Source organism: Pseudaeromonas sp. HNCC25DJ180 (assembly GCF_055413345.1).
Genome location: NZ_JBVAYF010000001.1, coordinates 281,467 through 298,338, shown reverse-complemented (window position 1 = coordinate 298,338; position 16,872 = coordinate 281,467). Strand labels below are relative to the sequence as shown.

General features: G+C 55.5%; 15 protein-coding genes. 9 read left to right on the top strand and 6 right to left on the bottom strand.

Features of this window, described 5'->3' with window-relative positions:
- The first annotated feature begins 81 nt into the window (after positions 1-81).
- Genes ACZYTD_RS01400 through ACZYTD_RS01390 form a run of 3 tightly spaced genes read left to right on the top strand, consistent with a single transcriptional unit; the run spans position 82 to position 4,410 of the window.
- Positions 82-1,854 (top strand): VPA1262 family N-terminal domain-containing protein, encoded by a 1,773-nt coding sequence (locus tag ACZYTD_RS01400; protein WP_463888182.1) that lies wholly within the window; start codon positions 82-84, stop codon positions 1,852-1,854.
- Positions 1,847-2,488 (top strand): hypothetical protein, encoded by a 642-nt coding sequence (locus ACZYTD_RS01395; RefSeq protein ID WP_463888180.1) that lies wholly within the window; start codon positions 1,847-1,849, stop codon positions 2,486-2,488. The genes ACZYTD_RS01400 and ACZYTD_RS01395 overlap by 8 nt, the downstream gene beginning before the upstream one ends.
- A 2-nt stretch (positions 2,489-2,490) precedes the next feature.
- Positions 2,491-4,410 (top strand): hypothetical protein, encoded by a 1,920-nt coding sequence (locus tag ACZYTD_RS01390; RefSeq protein ID WP_463888177.1) that lies wholly within the window; start codon positions 2,491-2,493, stop codon positions 4,408-4,410.
- Between the two features lie 735 nt (positions 4,411-5,145).
- Here the strand turns inward: ACZYTD_RS01390 and ACZYTD_RS01385 are convergent.
- The 6 genes from ACZYTD_RS01385 to ACZYTD_RS01360 all read right to left on the bottom strand — a co-directional run bounded on the left by ACZYTD_RS01385 (position 5,146) and on the right by ACZYTD_RS01360 (position 10,449).
- Positions 5,146-5,898 (bottom strand): hypothetical protein, encoded by a 753-nt coding sequence (locus tag ACZYTD_RS01385; RefSeq protein WP_463888175.1) that lies wholly within the window; start codon positions 5,896-5,898, stop codon positions 5,146-5,148.
- Between the two features lie 15 nt (positions 5,899-5,913).
- Positions 5,914-6,246: a cupin domain-containing protein gene (locus ACZYTD_RS01380; RefSeq protein ID WP_463888171.1), complete on the bottom strand. Its 333-nt coding sequence runs from the start codon at positions 6,244-6,246 to the stop codon at positions 5,914-5,916.
- 145 nt (positions 6,247-6,391) lie between these two features.
- A complete protein-coding gene (locus ACZYTD_RS01375; protein ID WP_463888168.1) occupies positions 6,392-7,222 on the bottom strand; it encodes a helix-turn-helix domain-containing protein in 831 nt (276 codons plus the stop codon).
- 66 nt (positions 7,223-7,288) lie between these two features.
- On the bottom strand, positions 7,289-7,594 hold the full coding sequence (locus ACZYTD_RS01370; protein ID WP_463888165.1) for a DUF6506 family protein: 306 nt from the start codon (positions 7,592-7,594) through the stop codon (positions 7,289-7,291).
- An 83-nt stretch (positions 7,595-7,677) separates the two neighbouring features.
- Positions 7,678-8,685 (bottom strand): DUF4424 family protein, encoded by a 1,008-nt coding sequence (locus tag ACZYTD_RS01365; protein WP_463888163.1) that lies wholly within the window; start codon positions 8,683-8,685, stop codon positions 7,678-7,680.
- Positions 8,686-8,814: 129 nt separating this feature from the next.
- Entirely contained in the window at positions 8,815-10,449 is a 1,635-nt protein-coding gene (locus ACZYTD_RS01360) for a methyl-accepting chemotaxis protein (protein ID WP_463888161.1), read from the bottom strand.
- 261 nt (positions 10,450-10,710) lie between these two features.
- Here ACZYTD_RS01360 and ACZYTD_RS01355 point away from each other — a divergent pair, with 261 nt between their 5' ends.
- From ACZYTD_RS01355 to mshL, 6 genes are all read left to right on the top strand, one after another.
- Positions 10,711-12,642: an EAL domain-containing protein gene (locus ACZYTD_RS01355; protein ID WP_463888158.1), complete on the top strand. Its 1,932-nt coding sequence runs from the start codon at positions 10,711-10,713 to the stop codon at positions 12,640-12,642.
- A 100-nt stretch (positions 12,643-12,742) separates the two neighbouring features.
- Positions 12,743-13,627: an MSHA biogenesis protein MshI gene (locus tag ACZYTD_RS01350; RefSeq protein ID WP_463888155.1), complete on the top strand. Its 885-nt coding sequence runs from the start codon at positions 12,743-12,745 to the stop codon at positions 13,625-13,627.
- Positions 13,624-14,232, top strand: a complete 609-nt coding sequence (locus ACZYTD_RS01345) for a PilN domain-containing protein (RefSeq protein ID WP_463888154.1) — start codon at positions 13,624-13,626, stop codon at positions 14,230-14,232. The genes ACZYTD_RS01350 and ACZYTD_RS01345 overlap by 4 nt, the downstream gene beginning before the upstream one ends.
- Positions 14,229-14,870 (top strand): type II secretion system protein GspM, encoded by a 642-nt coding sequence (gene gspM, locus ACZYTD_RS01340; RefSeq protein WP_463888151.1) that lies wholly within the window; start codon positions 14,229-14,231, stop codon positions 14,868-14,870. Before ACZYTD_RS01345 ends, gspM begins: the two co-directional genes overlap by 4 nt.
- On the top strand, positions 14,863-15,177 hold the full coding sequence (locus tag ACZYTD_RS01335; RefSeq protein ID WP_463888149.1) for an MSHA biogenesis protein MshK: 315 nt from the start codon (positions 14,863-14,865) through the stop codon (positions 15,175-15,177). Before gspM ends, ACZYTD_RS01335 begins: the two co-directional genes overlap by 8 nt.
- The gene (gene mshL, locus ACZYTD_RS01330) at positions 15,174-16,871 is read left to right on the top strand and encodes a pilus (MSHA type) biogenesis protein MshL (RefSeq protein WP_463888146.1); all 1,698 of its coding nucleotides are present in this window, start codon (positions 15,174-15,176) and stop codon (positions 16,869-16,871) included. Before ACZYTD_RS01335 ends, mshL begins: the two co-directional genes overlap by 4 nt.
- The last annotated feature ends 1 nt before the right edge of the window (position 16,872 follow it).

Genomic DNA, 16,872 nt, shown 5'->3' with positions numbered 1-16,872 from the left:
TGCGTCCAGCTAAGTGAACTTATTAGCGATAGTTCACAGAAATATCTTGACTCAGCGCCTTCGGCTGATAGCGAGCACTATATGGAAAGTACCGAAAGCAGTAACCCCTATAGTAAATTGACTTACGGCTTCAAACATGCGGTCGTGCATGTCGCTGTGGTTGTAACTCCAAGCTCTACATCTGAGCGGACTCCTCTACGTTTGCTGTTCGCATCGGTCTGGTTGCTTGCATCAGGAAGGCAAGCGCCTTCAAGGCCTCCCAAGCCTTACATTAAAAAATTTAACAAAGAAGGTGTTATTGCGGTCGACCGTATAGTCATGACCGCAGAAGAAGCCATCCAGTGGTATCGAAGTGCATCGGAAGAATTTCGTACACCTGCTCCCTTTAATGGTTTCCGGGAGAATTCTGACGGCGAACCCCTCTCAGTTGGTAGATTAAGTGACTTTCCAAGTTGGCCTGTAATGGGCGTACCCATGGAAAGCGAAGACATCGCGCTGAAATCTGAGCGTTCTTCACTCCCCTTCCGCAATCTTGGCATTATCAGGTTTTCACGTCGAATTTCAGACAGTCAGGAATGGCCGAGCTTCCTTGACATAGCTGGACAAAGCAAGCAGTGCCAGGAAGCCCTCCAATTCCTAGAGCACCACATGCACGTCGATTTTAGGGAGTATCCTGAATATTTGGGTGGAATGACGCTCGCTGTCCCCGATTGCGACGTTCATTCCGTCCGACAGTTCGTTGATCCTAAAGAGGACGGTTCCGAATCTTTGTACTTCCATGTGAAACCCCACCCAGGTCGTAAACTCCAAGGCCTAAGCTTGACCTCGATGGAAGGACAGGAAGGGATGCTCACCTCCTTCGATACAGTTCCGATACCGGAGGATGGCTTGGTTGTGATTGAAAGACCGTCTTCCATCCATGGCTCCGGTCTTATCCTCACACACGCAGAACGCGGGGTCTTGCTGCAAACGCCCATGCGACAGTTCATTCGACAAATGAACATGAGTATTGAAGGGGTCGAGCGACGGGTCAAGGTTACAGCCCCAGAGACAGATAAAAAGAAGAGCTCAGTCAATGAGTACTTCACCGAAGAAAAAACCTTAGCGTCCTCACAAACATTGGGTAAAGCACCGAATACAACAAATGCCTTCCAGCGTTTGCTAGACGCGAAAAGCGAGAGACTCCTTAATCACAGCGCCCAATTATATGATCAGACGTGGTTTACGGTTGGCCAGCGAAAGGAAGCGCTCGAACACATCAGGAAAAAGCTCAAACATGCTCGCTCAAGCATCTTCATCGCTGATCCCTACTTCAGCGCAAACCAAATTCCCCAATACCTATTTGCTATTGAGCGAAACGAGATCAAGATACAAATCCTAACCTCAAGCAGCGCTTTCAAACAGATCAATGAAGCGGAGGCTGGTATCGAAGCCGATCGTGAGGTGGTGCTGGACGCATACCAGACATTGCTGCAAAACCTGACTGTCTTCCAAGCCCGTCACAAAAACAGAATTGAAATCAAAGTCGCCAATACGGAAAACAGCCTGTTTCATGATCGATTCATCGCGATCGATGGTCGTGTATGGATGATCGGCAGCTCTCTGAACTCTATCGGTATACGGCCAACACTTACCATGCGCATACCCCATGGTGAGAAAATCCTCGGTCACCTTCTGCGCCTCTACAACAACGCCATTCCCCTGGATGATTTCAAAGTCCCGCGGGAGGCACCCAAGAAGCCTGCGCTGTGTGCTGACGTGGAGGACGCGAAAGAAGTGCAGGAGGTGCAACGAGCGGAGGACGGAGCTGAAGAGCAGATGAAGCAAGGAGCGCAGGATGTGAATAATGGCTAAGCTATCTTCACGAATCAGTATCAATACGACCCCACAGGTGGTAGAGACGAAATTCACTCCGCAATTACTCATACCTTGTGAGGCGACTCTCCGGGGCGAAAGCCGTCATCATTTCCCAGAGATTGATGCGATTATGGCTCGGTATCAAGTTGATGACGTACGTATAGTCAAAGAATTTGAGAAAGCTATAAGTACTGCACAACGGGTGTGGATAATTGATAAGCATCTATTTTCTGAAGACGGCAAGAATCCTATCCACAGTCGAAGAATAAAGAAAGTTGTGAATTGGTTTCTCACAAACCAGATCCAAACTATAAGAATTTTAACAGGTCATCATGATGACCAAGCGGAAATCGAGAAAGAATTTGAGGTTTTAGAAGAGTATGTAACAGATGAGCGCGCCAAGGTCGACACTCCCTTAAAGGTAGAGCTCTCATTTGCCCTCAAAGACTTCGATTATATTCACGATCGCTTTGCAATCATTGATGACGAGCTATGGCATTTTGGCGCTACTGTAGGCGGCTTCCACCGAGATGTAAACGCCGCGAGCAGAGGCTGGAGTGCTGATACCCATAAGGCTGTCCAGTTTTTTGATACAGCTTGGAAGATGGCCAACGCCAACGGAAAAAAATAGTCATGATCAAAAAATGGCAGTTGCCGCCCGCTTATGAACCAGAGCTGTACAAATCGTTCCTAATCGCCGAATCGGTGATTGAAGACTTCGCACAAGACCGCTTCGCACCTCCCGACGCATTGGTCATGTCTGTTACAGAATACTTCTGCACCCAGGATGATGCCAAGAATGCTCTTAAGAGGTTTGCCACCCAACTGGGTGGTTTTAACGAGGACTTCGATGCGTCGGACGATCCGAGAGTTCAGGCGGCTTTGGTGATTGGGATTGTAACGGCCTGGGCCTCTTCAGAAACCGAAAACAGGTACACCGCTTTCAGAGCTCTCGTCCGAAACTCATGGTGTGTTGAGCATTTGTGGACGGAAGTGGCACTGGTTATTGCGCTGAAAAATAATGCATTCAAAGAAGCACTCTTAAATTTAGCCGAACAACATTTCGTCGATGCTGAAAAAAAGCTGCTTCAGGAATATGGGGTTGATCCATCTCATCCAGCCACCCTCGATGAAATTTGGTCCGGGCATTCTAGGGAACGTCGGGTCGACGAATCCAGTTGGCCATGGATTGAATTACTAGCAAAACTTGATCCCAACAAACTATTCAAATGGATGAACTCCACACAAAGCCTACTCTTGATCAATCGAGTACTCGACAGCCCAGAGTTTTACCGTAACTACGATCTGTGGGAGCAGTTCACACTCAGGTCTCCACCAAGCTTCCAAAGCGATGGCTCGTGGAATGGTGCCCTATTGCTTCCTAGCTTGCTCTGGCTCGGAAGTATGAAAGTCATTCACATTGCTGATGGACATGGACATCCTCCCTCTGTGTTAGAGCCGCACGTCGAATCTCTTCTCGCCTCTTTCGTAGATACCGTCGCCAAAAGATCCGATTTCGTGGGGCTGTTCAAGCGTTGGGGCACATGGCTCACTCGCCAGCACCTTAACTTCTCTGATAACAACTCGGATCAAAAAAGACCTCTGGGCAGCCAAGATATATTATGGGCATTAGCCGATAAACTCCCACTTCCCTGTTTCCAAACCGTTTCCGAGCAATTGAATTTTTCTTGGGAGCCATGGGTTTATCAATCCATGCTAGCACTTCTACATTCGAACGAGCCCGACAGGTTTCCGACACCGGACGTCAGAGCTTTCATCAAAGAATGGAACTTGACACCTGCCGAGTGGAACTCCTCCAAAGGTAAGTTGCTTAGAAGCCATGTTAGTGAATATCACGCTACTCAGCCCAACAACTATGCTTGCCGGGTGCTCGGGTATTCCGTCGCATTGAGCGATGACTTCACCAGTCACTGGCTGAGTATGTGGAACTCTAGCGTTGCGCTGAGGGAAATTCTCGAATTCCGTCCCATTTATAAAATTTCCAAAGAATGGCAACCTTCGGATGCTTCAGGACTGATGCGCACATTGGTTGACGTAGGTCTAGGGATTCTGGACTGTACTGCTAACGCACAGGAAACTCTCAATCCCGAAATACTTAAGCAATCCGCCGCGCTATTTCAAGCGCTGTGGGAGGCTACCACTGAGATGTTGAGCATTGACTTCTATGGTAACGACTTCTGGCCAATCATGCAGCAACACCTAGTCATTCGCCGACTACGGTGGACTTTCGAAGCAAACAACGCGAATGATGACCATTACAGTACATGGCTGGATAAGGCCGCCTCCCCGACGTCACGGGAGATATTGGCCTTAGTCTCCAGCAATCCCTGTTCATTCATAAACCTGCTACCCCTGTTTGTGCAAAACCAGATCCCAAAGGAATACTTGAAGGACTTGCTCAACCAGGCCGAAATTGACTTAGTCTCACTCGCATCGAGTGCAGCCAGATACCAGAGTGGGCCTGAGATGAAATTTAAGATATATCCTAGTCACGTCAACTTGATTAAAGAGTTAGCTAAGATCCGCAAATGATATCGGGCTGATTAGCCCCGATTTTCTGGCCGCATCCGACCGACTCCTTTTTGCTCATAGCCGCGGCCCCAAATTTCTACTAAGCCAAAATCAGTATTAGTAGACACAGAGTAAGCGAACAATAGTGAGCCCCGGATAAACGAAGGTGCGAACGTAGTGTCGAGGTTGAGTTTGCCGCGATAAGAGGGCTGATCTGGTTCGCTGGGACTGGATCAGTTCAGGCTATTTGGTGCAAGCGGACCTGAAGGCAGCTGTATGAATGCTGACTTGGGTGGTTAGCCGAAACTGCAACGAGTGGTAAGAAGCCAGTGATCGTGGCGGTAAATTCTGGTGACGTTTTGCATCTCTCAAACGGATTTGGTTTTGGGTCGTTAATGCCAGCGTGGTGTTTCGGCGTTGGGCTCAAGACTAGCGTTACTATAATGAGTTTAATTATTATTCTCTCATTTTATATGGTAAATGATAGATAATCGAGCTTGATTTGAGCAGAACCTCGTTTGGGTCAGGTGCGTTGTTAATTTCAGGCTGGGACTAAGAAAATTGTAAAGAATGTTAGCTGTCGTGATTCGATTCTTAACAGAAAACTTGACATTTTTTTGATAATTCTTTGTAATTTTATGATTTTTAAGTTTTTTTGTTTGATTTTCGTTATCAGATAAACTGAACCGTTTTAGGATAGGTGTTTGTAAAGTGTAAAGATTGATAAAAAAGCCCTGTATATACAGGGCTTTTTGTTTATTGGTGGAGCGTGGACCCTGGGTGGGGTGCCACGGCAGGCAGGTGGCAGCTTAGGCGGTGAACCAGGAGGTTTGCCCAGTGGAACCAGGAGCAATAGAGGTGCTTACCCGCCAGGTAAAATAGCAACAAGGCGCTGCTAAATAGGCAGGGCAGCAGGCTTTGACTAAAGAGGAGCAGCGCCCAGGGCCAGGCATATTGCCAGGCTTGGGGTTCATCCAGCTGATAGAGCCAGAGCAGCAGCAGGGGAGAGTAGATCAACTGCAGGAAAATGGTGGCACAGATGAGCAGTGGCAGCAGAATGAGAAAGGGTTCGATCACCCGGCAACGATAGATAAAATTGATACTGGAGAGCAGTAGCACAGGGTAGAGCAACATGGGCAGTACCGATTCTCCCAGGCTGCCTCGCGCCTGGGTCAGCATCCAGGCAAACCCTAGCATCAGCAGGGTCACCAGCCAGAGCTGTCTGGCATGACACAGCCGCCCGAGCAGCAGGGCCAGCAACATGACACCACAGCCGGCGCAGGCAAAAGGGAGTGGGGCAAAGGGGTAGGTCTGTTCCAGTAGTTGCTGCATGGTAACGACAGTGATGACATGAGGCGCCAGGCAGAGCAAGAGGGTGAGTTTGAGCAGCGCTGTCATGATGGTCTTGAGCCAGGTCGGCGTGCTGGGCTCAGCTGCCGTGGTCGCTAACGCGGAGACGCGAGTCGTTGTTTTGCCTGTTTTAGGCAGGAATATGGTCTGCAAGTCCATGCTCTTCTCCTCGGCTTATGGCTGGGGCTTGGTGCTGGCTCCACAATGCACAGCCAGCCACACGGTTTGCTGCTCCGGTGTGGTCCAGCTCACCTTGTGTCGGGTGTGGGCCGGCAGCAACAGGTAGTCTCCAGGCTCCAACTCCAACTCGCTGCCATCGGCGAAAATCAGCCGAGCGGCACCTGAAACCAACAGCACCCACTCATCCCACTCTTGCTCAAACCAGGGCGAACTCTGCCCCTGTGACACAATCCGCTCAATCCTGACCTGAGGGCCATGGAACAAGCTCTGACTCTGTTCGGCATGCCGGGCGCTGGGAAGGTCGGCCAGCAGGTTCTGTTTAAGCATAGTGACAAGCTCCATTCATGGGGCGGGAAACTGCTCATGCTGCTCTTGGGTCAACCGTCACGCGTCACATCGACTGAAGCTTATGATTAATAGTGTAGAAGCTGGTGGCTGAATTGCTTGTTCATCCGAGCACTTCCCGCTTGGCTTATGCGGGTGGGTGTGAGGGCGGGTAGTAGTGTATGGGTTGGGTGAGGCTCAGCTGTAATTGACGGGGCGCCAGCCCGGTCAGGGCGCGCATTTCGTGGATGAAATGGGATTGGTCGCAGAAACCACGCTCTAGTGCCAGATCCAACAGCGCCTGATGGGGAGAGAGCGCCATCTGCCGTACTGTGTGTTGGAGCCTGGCCAGTCGGGCAAAATATTTGGGGGTCAGGGCGAAGGCATGCATGAAGCGCCGTTCCAGATGGCGTCGACTCCAGCCCCATTCATCGGCCAACTGCTCGATACGCAGATTAGGGGCATAGTAGAGGCGCTGGATCAGCTGATCTAAACCGGCATCGGCGTGGTGATGGCGTGCCAACTGTGCCATTAGAAAGCGTTGTAACAGGTTCATCTGCTGCTCCCGCCCCGGGTTGGGCGATAGCTGGGCGTAGAGTTGTTCTGTGGTGCGGCCCCAGAGTTGGGTGAGGGGCAAGATCTGATCATGCAGTTCGGCAAACGGTTGGTCGGTAAAGTGGCGTAGCTGGCCAGATTTGAAGCGCACGGCAATGAAGTGCAGCGGGCCAGCTATAGATAACTGCACACTCTGCTGGCGCGGGGTGATGAGATAGGCGGCAGGCAGAGGGCCTGCCATGGGCTGTTGTGGCGGGGATCCATGATGGAAGAAGAGCTCGCTGCCGGTGCCGGGCAACAAGAGGGGAAAGGGGGTGACCACCGAGGCGTCATAGCCCCAGATGCGGTCAATGAAGGGGGCCAGCACAGGGTTGGGTTGTAGGCTCCAACGGCTGGCTCCCTGTGATATGAGTTGGGGCGTCATGGCCGACCCTGTCATGGGCGAGAGCCGATCAGCTTACCCTGCTTGAGGGGCTGCCCCAAGGGCTGCTTACTGGAACAGTTCATCGCCACTGCGAAAGCCCAGCCCTGGGTGACAATCAAACCGCACTGCCCCCACCACGGCCTGGGCGCCCAGGCGTTTCTTGACCCTGGCCAAGCCCTCGGCACCAAAACCGGCACACAACTCAATGGCTTGAACGCCCTGCTGGACCAAGGCTAAGGCAACCTCTTCGGCTTGCTGGTAATTCACTACGGCCACTGTGGTCACCTCGACCTCTGGGGTGGTGACTGTGGTTCTGTGTTGTGTCGGATCGGCCTGAGGGGCTACGAAAATAAAGGCGGCTTTAATCGTCATTGCTTGGCTCCTGTCATATAAGGGACAGCTCCAGAGTAGGGGACGGTGCGCCGGCTGAATTGTAAAAAAGCGACATGAGAGCGCTAGTCGCCGCGAATGGTGTAGAAGTAGACGACCAGTCGATCCTGGGGAGTATAGGCGTGCTGCTTGAATACCAGCTTCTGTTTGCCTTGGCGCTGGGGTTTGCCGGGAAAACAGAGCGAGACCAGCTGATCCGGGCTCTCTTTCTCCAGGGTCAGGGTGAAGTCACCTATGGGGCCCTTCCAGTTGCGTCCCGTGCCCAAGATGTACTCCACATCCTGCAGTGTCACCCAGACTATCTTGGCCCCCTTGGCGACCAACTGTTTGATGCGGCGCTCGACTGCCTGCCGGGTGCCCTCATCGACACAGGCTTCGCCTGGAGCCTTGTCTGCCCGACTCACACCTGAGGGGATGGGTAGCAGGGTGTTGAATTCGAACCCCTGTTGGTAGGGGGCATCATAGACAGTTCCGACCCAGGGTTGGTATTGATGCTCGACCCGGAGCGCGCTGCGGGCGGGGAAGTGCTGCTGCCAGGTCCGGGTCTCGGCCACCTGCCAGTTGGGGTGATTGTCACTCAGGGCGCCGAGTCGGATCAGGGTTTGCGCCTGCTCGGCTGAGAGGCCATTGCCGTCGGGGGTAGCATCGCCAAAGGTATCAAACAGCTGGGCGTCGCTAAGCCCCGCCTCGCGCAATGGTACCGTGATGTCCCTGTCATTCAGCATGGCGCGGCGTTGGCGTACGGTTTGTACCGGCACCTCATTGATCCGAGCCAGAAAGGAGCTCATGGGCATGTTGTTGGCATCCAGGGCGGTGAAGCCGGGGTTCCAGCTATAGGCGGGCATGGGGAACGCGACCGTAGCGTCTATGCCCTGGTTGCTGTCGTTTTCGAAGCGATAGCGCACCGTGATGCGCTTGGGGGAAATGGTCAGTTGCTCCTCCGCCATTCGGATATCCGCACTCTGCAGCAGTGTGATGCCGCCGGCGCCCACCCGGGCTGTGGTGTCATTGGCTTGAGTGGTCAGGGGGAGCAGCAGGCTGCTCAGGCAGAGTAGCAGGGGGTGCAGGCGCATGGGGACTCGAGGATGAGAGAGAGAGGGGGGAGCATAACGGATCTGGGTGGCCAGACCCGTATGAGATTTTTCTCAAGGGGCGAAAATTGATGAGTGACGGCTCGCTTGGGCGCCCCGTCACTCATCTGCTCAGATGTGGAAGCGGCGAGCCAGTTCGCTCAGGCGATGGGCCAGGGCACTGAGCTCCTTGCAGGCGCTGGATGTCTGATTCGTGCCTTCCGCCAATTCACTGCAGGCGGTGTTAATGTTGATGATGTTGCGATTGAGATCTTCGGCCACCGAATTTTGCTCTTCGGTGGCGGTGGCGATATGGGTACTCATGTCGGAGATCTCGGCCACGGCGGTCGCTATGCTCTCAATGCTGTGCCCGGCTAGCTCGGCTTTTTGTACGCACAAGCTGACCATCTGCTGCCCCTCCTGGGTGGCGGCGACCGCCTGTTTGCCGCGCTGCTGCAGTGTACCTATGATGTTATTGATCTCCTGGGTCGATTGCTGGGTGCGCTGGGCCAGGGTGCGGACCTCATCGGCTACCACGGCAAAACCACGCCCCTGCTCACCGGCGCGGGCGGCCTCAATGGCAGCGTTGAGAGCCAGCAGGTTGGTCTGATCGGCAATGCCGCGGATCACCTCCAGTACCACGCCGATCTTGCTACTGTCCTGCTCCAGCTCATGGACCACCTTGGCTACCTGCTCGACCTCATTGGCCACTTGCTGAATGGTTTGCAGTGTCTCATTGACTATCAAGCCACCCGCCAGCGCTTCCTGATTAGCTTGTTGGGCTGCCGTGGCGGCCTGGGTGGTATTGCGGGCCACCTCATTGACCGTGCTGCTCATCTCGTTCATGGCGGTGGCCAGATAGGTGATCTCGCTCTGCTGCCGCTGTTGACCGCCTGCCGATTGCTCGGCTATGGCGCTCACCTCCTCGGCGGCACTGCTGAGTTGATCCACGGCGGAGGCTAGCTCCTGCACCAGGGTGCGCAGGTTCTGTTGCATGCGACCGAACGATTTGGCGAGTGTGCCTATCTCATCATCGGCGAAGCGGCTGTAATCCAGATGCGAGGTGAGGTCGCCATTGGCTACCTGTTCGGCCTGATCCACCAGGCGCTGTATGGGTTTGCGAATAAGATTGCCCAGTCCCCAGGCACAGAAGGCGACCAGCAGCAGAGCACTGCCTATCAGGCTCCAGATCAGCAGCTTGGCGTTGGCAAACAGGCGATCCCCCTCGTCACTAGCGGCCTTGGCATCCTGTTGGTTGGCCTTGCTGAGTTCGGCAATCAGCGCCTTGATGCTGCGGAACTGCTCATCACCTGGGCCATTGAGCAGGGCGGCGGCTTTGTCCAGTTGCTCCTGCTGGTTGAAATTGACCATCTGTTGCTGCAGCTTGCTGTAGCCTTGCCATTGACTCTGCAGCGTGCTCAGTTGCTTGGCCTGCGCGGGATCTACATCAATCTGCGCCAGTTTTTGTAGTTCAGCCTCTATGCTGGTTTGATCCTGCTGCAGGCGCTCGGCATAGAGTCGGCTCTGGGCTTCGTCGTGCTTCTCCAGCATACGCAGTTGGCGGCGGCGAAAATCGGACAGTTTTACATCCAGAGTGCTGACAGACATCAGCCGTGGCAGGTGCTCTTCCACTATGACTGTGCTGCTGTAGTTGACCTTATCCAGCTCAGTGATGCTGAACAGACCCAAAGTGATGACGAGGAGAGCCATCAGACTAAACGCCGCCAGCAGTTTCTTGCCGATGGAGAGATTGAGAAAAAATGACATAAGGTTTTCCTGATGGTATGGGGTGAGCGTTTCAAGCATAGTCATGTGAGCCACAGGAGGTTGTGCTGCAAGCGTGAATTTTGCGCAAGCGCACATTAGGTATTGGGCGCTCCCTCTTTCGGCACTGTCAGGGGGCTTTTCTGTCCGCGCTGCCAGCAGTCTGGCGACGCGCTGCGAGGGCCAATGGCCATCTCATGCTGGTCGCTGGGATCCTGGCTGTTAGAATGGAGTGGCCCGTGCTGGGCTTGTTAGGGATGACAAATGAAATTAACCAATCAACTGGTGGCCTTGCTCTGCCTGTGCGTCATCGGCAGTGTGGTGCTATTGCTGCTGGTGGCCTCATTCAGCTTTAACGAGCTAACCAGCCGCAACCAGCGCCAGGAGTTGCAGGCTGTGGTGGAGATCATAGAGCAGGAGGCGTTACACAACCCGGATGCCCCCATACTCCAAGCCTGGATCCCCCCCATACTGGAGGCCAATGGCGTCAAGGAGGTGATGGTCTATCTGGGGGATGTGCCTATCTTCTACTACCTGGATGAGCAGTATCGGGATGTGGAACACAGGCTGCGGGCGGTGCATCTGAGTGGGCGGCATACCCCCTCATTGCATGTGGCCTTTTCCGTGCTCCCCCCTTTGCTGACGCTGACCTATGTGCAACAGCCACTGCTCTATCTGCTAGCCGGCCTGGCGTTGGTAGCGTTGGGGCTCTGGTGGGCCATGCGCTGGGTGCGCCGCCAATTGCGTGGGGCGGAATTGCTCGCCCTGCGCGGCCAGAGCCTGCTGCAGGGCCAGAGCCATCGGCTGCGTCATAACCCCAGCGAGGAGTGGCCTGAGTCTGTGAGTCAAGCCCTCAGCCAGCTACAGAGTGAGCTGGCGGATGCCAAGAAGGAGCGCAGTCGCTTCGATACCTTCATCCGTCGCAATGTGTTCATCGATAAACAACTAGCCATCGGCAATCGCATTTTCTTTGATAACCGCTTGGAAGCCGCCATCAAGGATGCCGAGACCAGCACGGGAGCCATACTGCTGGTGGAGTTGGAGGCGGTGGAGTGGGTCAGCCAGCGGGAGGGGGAGGCGCGGGGCCAGGCCTTGCTGCTGGAGTGTAGCCACTATCTCAACCAGCATCTGCAGCGCTTTCATGGCGGAGTGCTGGCCCGCTACGCCGGTAACGTGCTGGCCCTGCTCATCCCCAACCTCAGTAAGCAGGAAGTCCTGACGACGACGGAGCAGCTGCTGCGCAGCCTGGAGCGGTTGCCTCTGCCCGCATATCTGGATGTGGAGCAGAGCCTCTACATAGGTGCCGTCTGTTACCAGCCTGGTGAGCAATTGGCCCAGTTGGAGGAGCAGGCGGAACAGGCGTTACGCAGTGCTCGCTTGCAGCAGGAGCGCGGCTACTTTCTCTATGACAAACCATTGCGCTTCGAGGCCACAGATAAGGGGACAGTGCGCTGGCGGACCCGGTTAGAGCGGTTGTTTGCCAGCAAACAGCTGCACTATCAGTTGCAGTCGGCCATGGCCGGGCAGCCCGAGGCGCCCATACTGCAGGAGCTGCTGGCGCTGTTACCCGACGAGCAGGGGCGTCTGCTCTCGGCCAGTCAGTTCCTGGTGATGGTGGAGAAGAGCGGCATGCAGCTGCCCTTCGATCGGCTGATGACTCAGCAGGCGTTGGCTCTGTTGCCTGAGGCCGAACGGCAGCGACTGCCGATTGCCCTCAACTTGCACCCGCTGACCCTGCTGGATCGGGAGTATCGTCGCTGGTTGCTGATGCAATTGCTACGGCTCGGTAAGCGCAAGACAGCGCAGCTGGTCATCGAGCTCAACGAGGCACAACTCTGTCGTTACCAGCCCACGTTGCGGATCCCCTTGCGAGAGCTGAGGCTGATGGGCGTGCGCCTGTCGGTGGATCATGTGGGCCAGGAGGTGAGCAGCATTCACTACATCACAGAGTTTGATGTGCGCTATCTCAAACTGCATCCAAGCCTGATCCGCGATATTCGTCATCGCCCACTCAACCAGATGGCGGTGCGTTCCCTGGTGGGGGGGAGTGCCAGTGGCGAGACGCAGGTGATTGCCGTTGGGGTTGAGACGGCTGATGAGTGGCGGGTGTTACAGTCTCTGGGGGTGAGCGGGGCCCAGGGGTTTTTGTTTGGTCAACCTGCGGCACTAGCTACTCAGATCACAAAATCGAACTGAACTCTGAGATGAGGCGCTCGGAGTGTCGAGTGGTTAAGATTTAGATCTGGGGCCATTTGGCATATTATCAGTCGATTGAATGATAAGGATTGGCTTACCCATGATGGAATGGCTTAGACGACTGCAGCGGCCTAGGCAGCCCAAGCAGACCCTAGCGTTGGCTCTGGGGCAGGAGTGCGTGCTGCTGGTGCAGCGTCAGCCCTCTGTGCTCTTTGTGCGCGAGCCCTGTCAGGGATCTGGTGAGTGGCCCCGAGCCATTGCCAGTTTGTTGAGCCGAGTCGCCCAGCCTGAGTTCGAGGTGCTGGTCTTGCTGGCCCCCGCCTTCTATCAGCAGGTACAGATTGATAAACCAGATGTGCCTGATGAGGAGTTGCAGGGGGCCTTGCCTTGGGCCATCAAGGATTTTGTCTCCGATCCCGTGCTGCAGCTCTCCTGCGACTACTACGATCTTCCTACCAGTCCCGCTTCCCACCCCAAACTGGCGGTGGTGGCCGTGCCCAAGAGCCGGTTGCAGCTTATCGCCGACAGTGTGAATGCCCATGCCCGGCTCAGCCTCATCACCACAGAGGAGCTGGCGTTGGCCAATTTGCCCGGTCGCGCAGCCAGATTGGAATTACTGCTCTATCAATTGCCAGGTCAGGAGTTGAGCCTGTTGGCCATAAGCGGCGGTCAGCTCTGCTTCAATCGCCAACTGCGGGGTTTTAGTCAGCTGGATCAGCTGGGCATTGTGGCTCAGGCTCCGGAGTTGCTGGATAACCTGACCCTGCAGATCCAGCGCTCTCTGGACTATTTGACGGCTCAGCTCAAGCTAGGTGACGCCAGTCGCATGCAGGTGGCGCTGAACTCTGGCGATCTGGGGGCTCTGGTGCGGCATCTCGCCGCCAGTTTTCCCATGCCGGTCGCTGCCCTGGCCAATCCGGCGGTGGCGGCTGGGTTGGAGTACCTGCCCGCCTTTGCCTTGCTGCAGGGTGAGGTGGCCTCATGAAGCTGCGCATCAATCTCTATGCCGATGAGTTTCGTCCCAAACGGTTGTGGTGCTCTTTGCCACAGCTATTGCTTATTTGGGCTACCGTGCTGCTGTTGATCCTGAGTTGTGCACTCTACTTGCAATATCGCCTCCGTAGTCAGCAGCAGGCGACTCAAGCGCTGGAGCTGTCGTTCACCACGCAGCAGCAGGAGGTCGAGCGGTTGAATCGGCTGCTTGAGGCCCATAAACCCGATGCCAGCCTGGCGCAACAGGTAGCGGAACATCAGTCCGAGCTGGAGACTAAACAGTCACTGCTGGACAACCTGGCTGGCCGCAACTTGCTAAAGAGTCAGGGCTTTGCCTTGGTGCTGGAAGAGCTGGCGCGGATCCGCAGCCCTGAGATCGCCTTGCAACGGATCCAACTGCAGGGGGAGCGGATCTCCTTGCAGGGATTGACCAGCCGCAGCCAAGAGGTGCCGGCCTGGCTGAACCGTTTTGCGGGGACTCGGGGGCTCTCCGGGCGTCGTTTCGATGAGTTGCTGATGTCGCGGGACAGTCAGGGTAACCTGCAGTTTCAACTCAACAGCCGTCCCCAGGATACGGTACAGGAGAAGCGACCATGAACGCCCATTGGCAATCTGGCTGTGCTTGGGTGGCGGCACTGAGCTTACGAGAGCGGGTCCTGGTGCTAGTCGCGGGTGCGGCCTTGATGCTACTGCCAGGTTACAGCCTGTGGCTGGAGCCCGCCTGGTTGCAGTGGCAACAGCTGCAGCACAGGGAAGGGGAGCTGAGCCAGAGCTTGCAACAGTTACAACAAGACAACCTGGCCCGGCAGAGCAGGCTGTCAGGTGACCCCAGTCAGCCGTTGCGGGTGCAATTTTCCAGCCTGGAGCAACGACTCCAGCAGTTGGATCAGCGCTTGCGCCAACAGACTCTGGATTTGATCCCCGCCGAGCAGATGCCGTTGGTGTTGGAGCGGGTATTGGCCAGCTCTGGCCACCTGAAGTTGGTGAGCCTCACCTCCCTACCGCCTGAGCCCCTGCTGGCGGGGAGCAAGCTGAGCAATCTGTTTCAGCATGGATTGCGGTTGCAACTGGAGGGAAGCTATTTTGAGCTATTCCACTATCTGCGCGCCTTGGAAGGGCTACCCGAACGCTTTTATTGGCGGAGTCTGGATTACCGGGTGACTCAGTACCCTAATGCCCGGGTGACGTTGGAGCTCTATACCCTGAGTACCAGTAAGGAGTTTATCCGTGGCTAGATGGTTGCTATGGCTGACCTTGTGGCCCAGTTGTTGGCTGGGGGCCGAGACTTTACAAGATCCGACCACTCCTCTGGGCGGTGTTCCGGCGACCCAGGGTAGCCAGAGCAGCCGACTACCCCAGCTGCAGGCTGTGCTATTGGGGCCCGTTCGCCACAAGGCGGTGCTCGATGGCCAGAGCTACTATCTTGGTGATCCTGTCGGGGCGTATCGGTTGCAATCCATTCAGGCGAGTGGCGTTATTTTGGTGCGGGATGGTCAGCAACATCGCATCCCCCTCTACTCAAGCAAGGTCAAGGTCGAATGAATAACTCCTCTCCTCTCGTTTTTTACCCCTATTCACTACTGACCCTCGCCTTGTTGCTGGCGGGGTGCGTCACCTATCAGCATCCGCAACCGACCGAGGCCAAGCAGGTGTTGAAGGATGCGAGTCAGCAGACGAGTCAGGTGCTGAGTGTGCCCGCTGCGGTCCAGGCTGAGCTCTTGCCGGCGAACCCCTTGCAGTCCATGGCTGCACCTGCGTTGGCTGAACGTCGCTTCCGGGTTGCCGCCAAAGAGGTGCCTGCCGCCGAGTTCTTTGCCTCCTTGATGCAGGAGGGGCGCTATAGCGTGGCGGTCCATCCGGGCGTCGAGGGGCTCATCACCCTGGATCTGCGCGAAGTCACCCAGAGTGAAGTGCTGGATACGGTCGCTAGCATGTATGGCTTCGATATTCGTCGGGTGGGTAGTGTCTATCATGTCTACCCGGCGGGGCTCAGAACCGAGAACTTCTCGGTCAACTACCTGATGATGAGCCGCCATGGTAAGTCCCGTACCAGCGTCACTTCGGGGGGGGTCACGGAGCAGCAGAACAATAGTGGCTCGTACAGCAATGGCGATAGCAGCAACAACAACGGCAACAACAATAACAATAATAACAACAACAGTGGTTCCGGCTCGACCACAGATACCAATGGCACGCAGATAGAAACAAGCAGTCAGAGCGACTTCTGGCGCGATCTGGAGGTGGCACTGCAGCGGCTGGTGGGGAGTGGCAACGGGCGGGCGGTGATCCTTAATCCGCAAGCTGGGTTGGTGAGCATCAAGGCGATGCCCGATGAACTGAAAGCAGTTCGGGATTTTCTTGGTCAGTCGGAGCGGCAGCTTAAGCGCCAGGTCATATTGGAGGCCAAGATCCTCGAGGTGCGCTTGAATGAGGGGTATCAACAGGGGATCCAGTGGAGCAGTTTGAGTGCCAGTTGGGATGGTAACAAGGGCATAGCCGGCGGCAGTCTGGTCAAGCTACCGGCCGTCACCAATCCTATCGCCACGGCGTTGGGCGGCGGGGCGGGCTTGGTGATTTCGGATGGCAATTTCAACGCCGTGGTCAATCTGCTGAAGACCCAAGGGGATGTGAATACCCTCTCCAGCCCTCGAGTCACCGCCACCAACAACCAGAAGGCGGTGATCAAGGTGGGTAGCGACGAGTATTTCGTCACCGGCGTCTCCACCAGTACAGTCGCCAGCTCAGGCAGCTCTCCCGTGGTCTCGCCCTCCATAGACTTGACGCCCTTCTTCTCGGGGATAGCCCTGGACGTAACCCCGCAGATTGATGAAGTGGGTAATGTGCTGCTGCATGTGCACCCCTCGGTCACCGACGTGACCGAACAGGAGAAGTCCATCGAGCTGGGAGGGACAGGCACCCAGCTTGGAACCGTCTACAAGCTACCCATGGCCCACAGCGAGATCCGTGAGTCCGATACCGTGGTGCAGGCCAAGTCCGGGGATGTGATCGTCATCGGTGGTTTGATGCGAACCAGCAAGGAGCAGCAGGTGAGCAAGGTGCCTTGGCTCGGTGATGTGCCCTGGTTTGGCGAGGCGTTTACCAACCGCCAGGAGAGCAATGTGAAGACCGAGCTGGTGATCATGTTGCGGCCCCAAGTGGTGGAGGGGGATACCTGGCAGCAGGAGCTGCAGCGTTCCAGTCAGTTGTTGGACAAGTGGTATCCGGAGCAACCGTAAG

Coding starts and splice junctions, on each gene's coding strand:
- ACZYTD_RS01385 (WP_463888175.1), bottom strand. CDS start 5,898: ATGGACTTGCAGACCATATTCCTGCCTAAAACAGGCAAAACAACGACT.
- ACZYTD_RS01370 (WP_463888165.1), bottom strand. CDS start 7,594: ATGACGATTAAAGCCGCCTTTATTTTCGTAGCCCCTCAGGCCGATCCG.
- ACZYTD_RS01355 (WP_463888158.1), top strand. CDS start 10,711: ATGAAATTAACCAATCAACTGGTGGCCTTGCTCTGCCTGTGCGTCATC.
- ACZYTD_RS01375 (WP_463888168.1), bottom strand. CDS start 7,222: ATGACGCCCCAACTCATATCACAGGGAGCCAGCCGTTGGAGCCTACAA.
- ACZYTD_RS01380 (WP_463888171.1), bottom strand. CDS start 6,246: ATGCTTAAACAGAACCTGCTGGCCGACCTTCCCAGCGCCCGGCATGCC.
- ACZYTD_RS01350 (WP_463888155.1), top strand. CDS start 12,743: ATGATGGAATGGCTTAGACGACTGCAGCGGCCTAGGCAGCCCAAGCAG.
- ACZYTD_RS01395 (WP_463888180.1), top strand. CDS start 1,847: ATGGCTAAGCTATCTTCACGAATCAGTATCAATACGACCCCACAGGTG.
- ACZYTD_RS01345 (WP_463888154.1), top strand. CDS start 13,624: ATGAAGCTGCGCATCAATCTCTATGCCGATGAGTTTCGTCCCAAACGG.
- gspM (WP_463888151.1), top strand. CDS start 14,229: ATGAACGCCCATTGGCAATCTGGCTGTGCTTGGGTGGCGGCACTGAGC.
- mshL (WP_463888146.1), top strand. CDS start 15,174: ATGAATAACTCCTCTCCTCTCGTTTTTTACCCCTATTCACTACTGACC.
- ACZYTD_RS01360 (WP_463888161.1), bottom strand. CDS start 10,449: ATGTCATTTTTTCTCAATCTCTCCATCGGCAAGAAACTGCTGGCGGCG.
- ACZYTD_RS01400 (WP_463888182.1), top strand. CDS start 82: ATGGAAAGTACCGAAAGCAGTAACCCCTATAGTAAATTGACTTACGGC.
- ACZYTD_RS01390 (WP_463888177.1), top strand. CDS start 2,491: ATGATCAAAAAATGGCAGTTGCCGCCCGCTTATGAACCAGAGCTGTAC.
- ACZYTD_RS01365 (WP_463888163.1), bottom strand. CDS start 8,685: ATGCGCCTGCACCCCCTGCTACTCTGCCTGAGCAGCCTGCTGCTCCCC.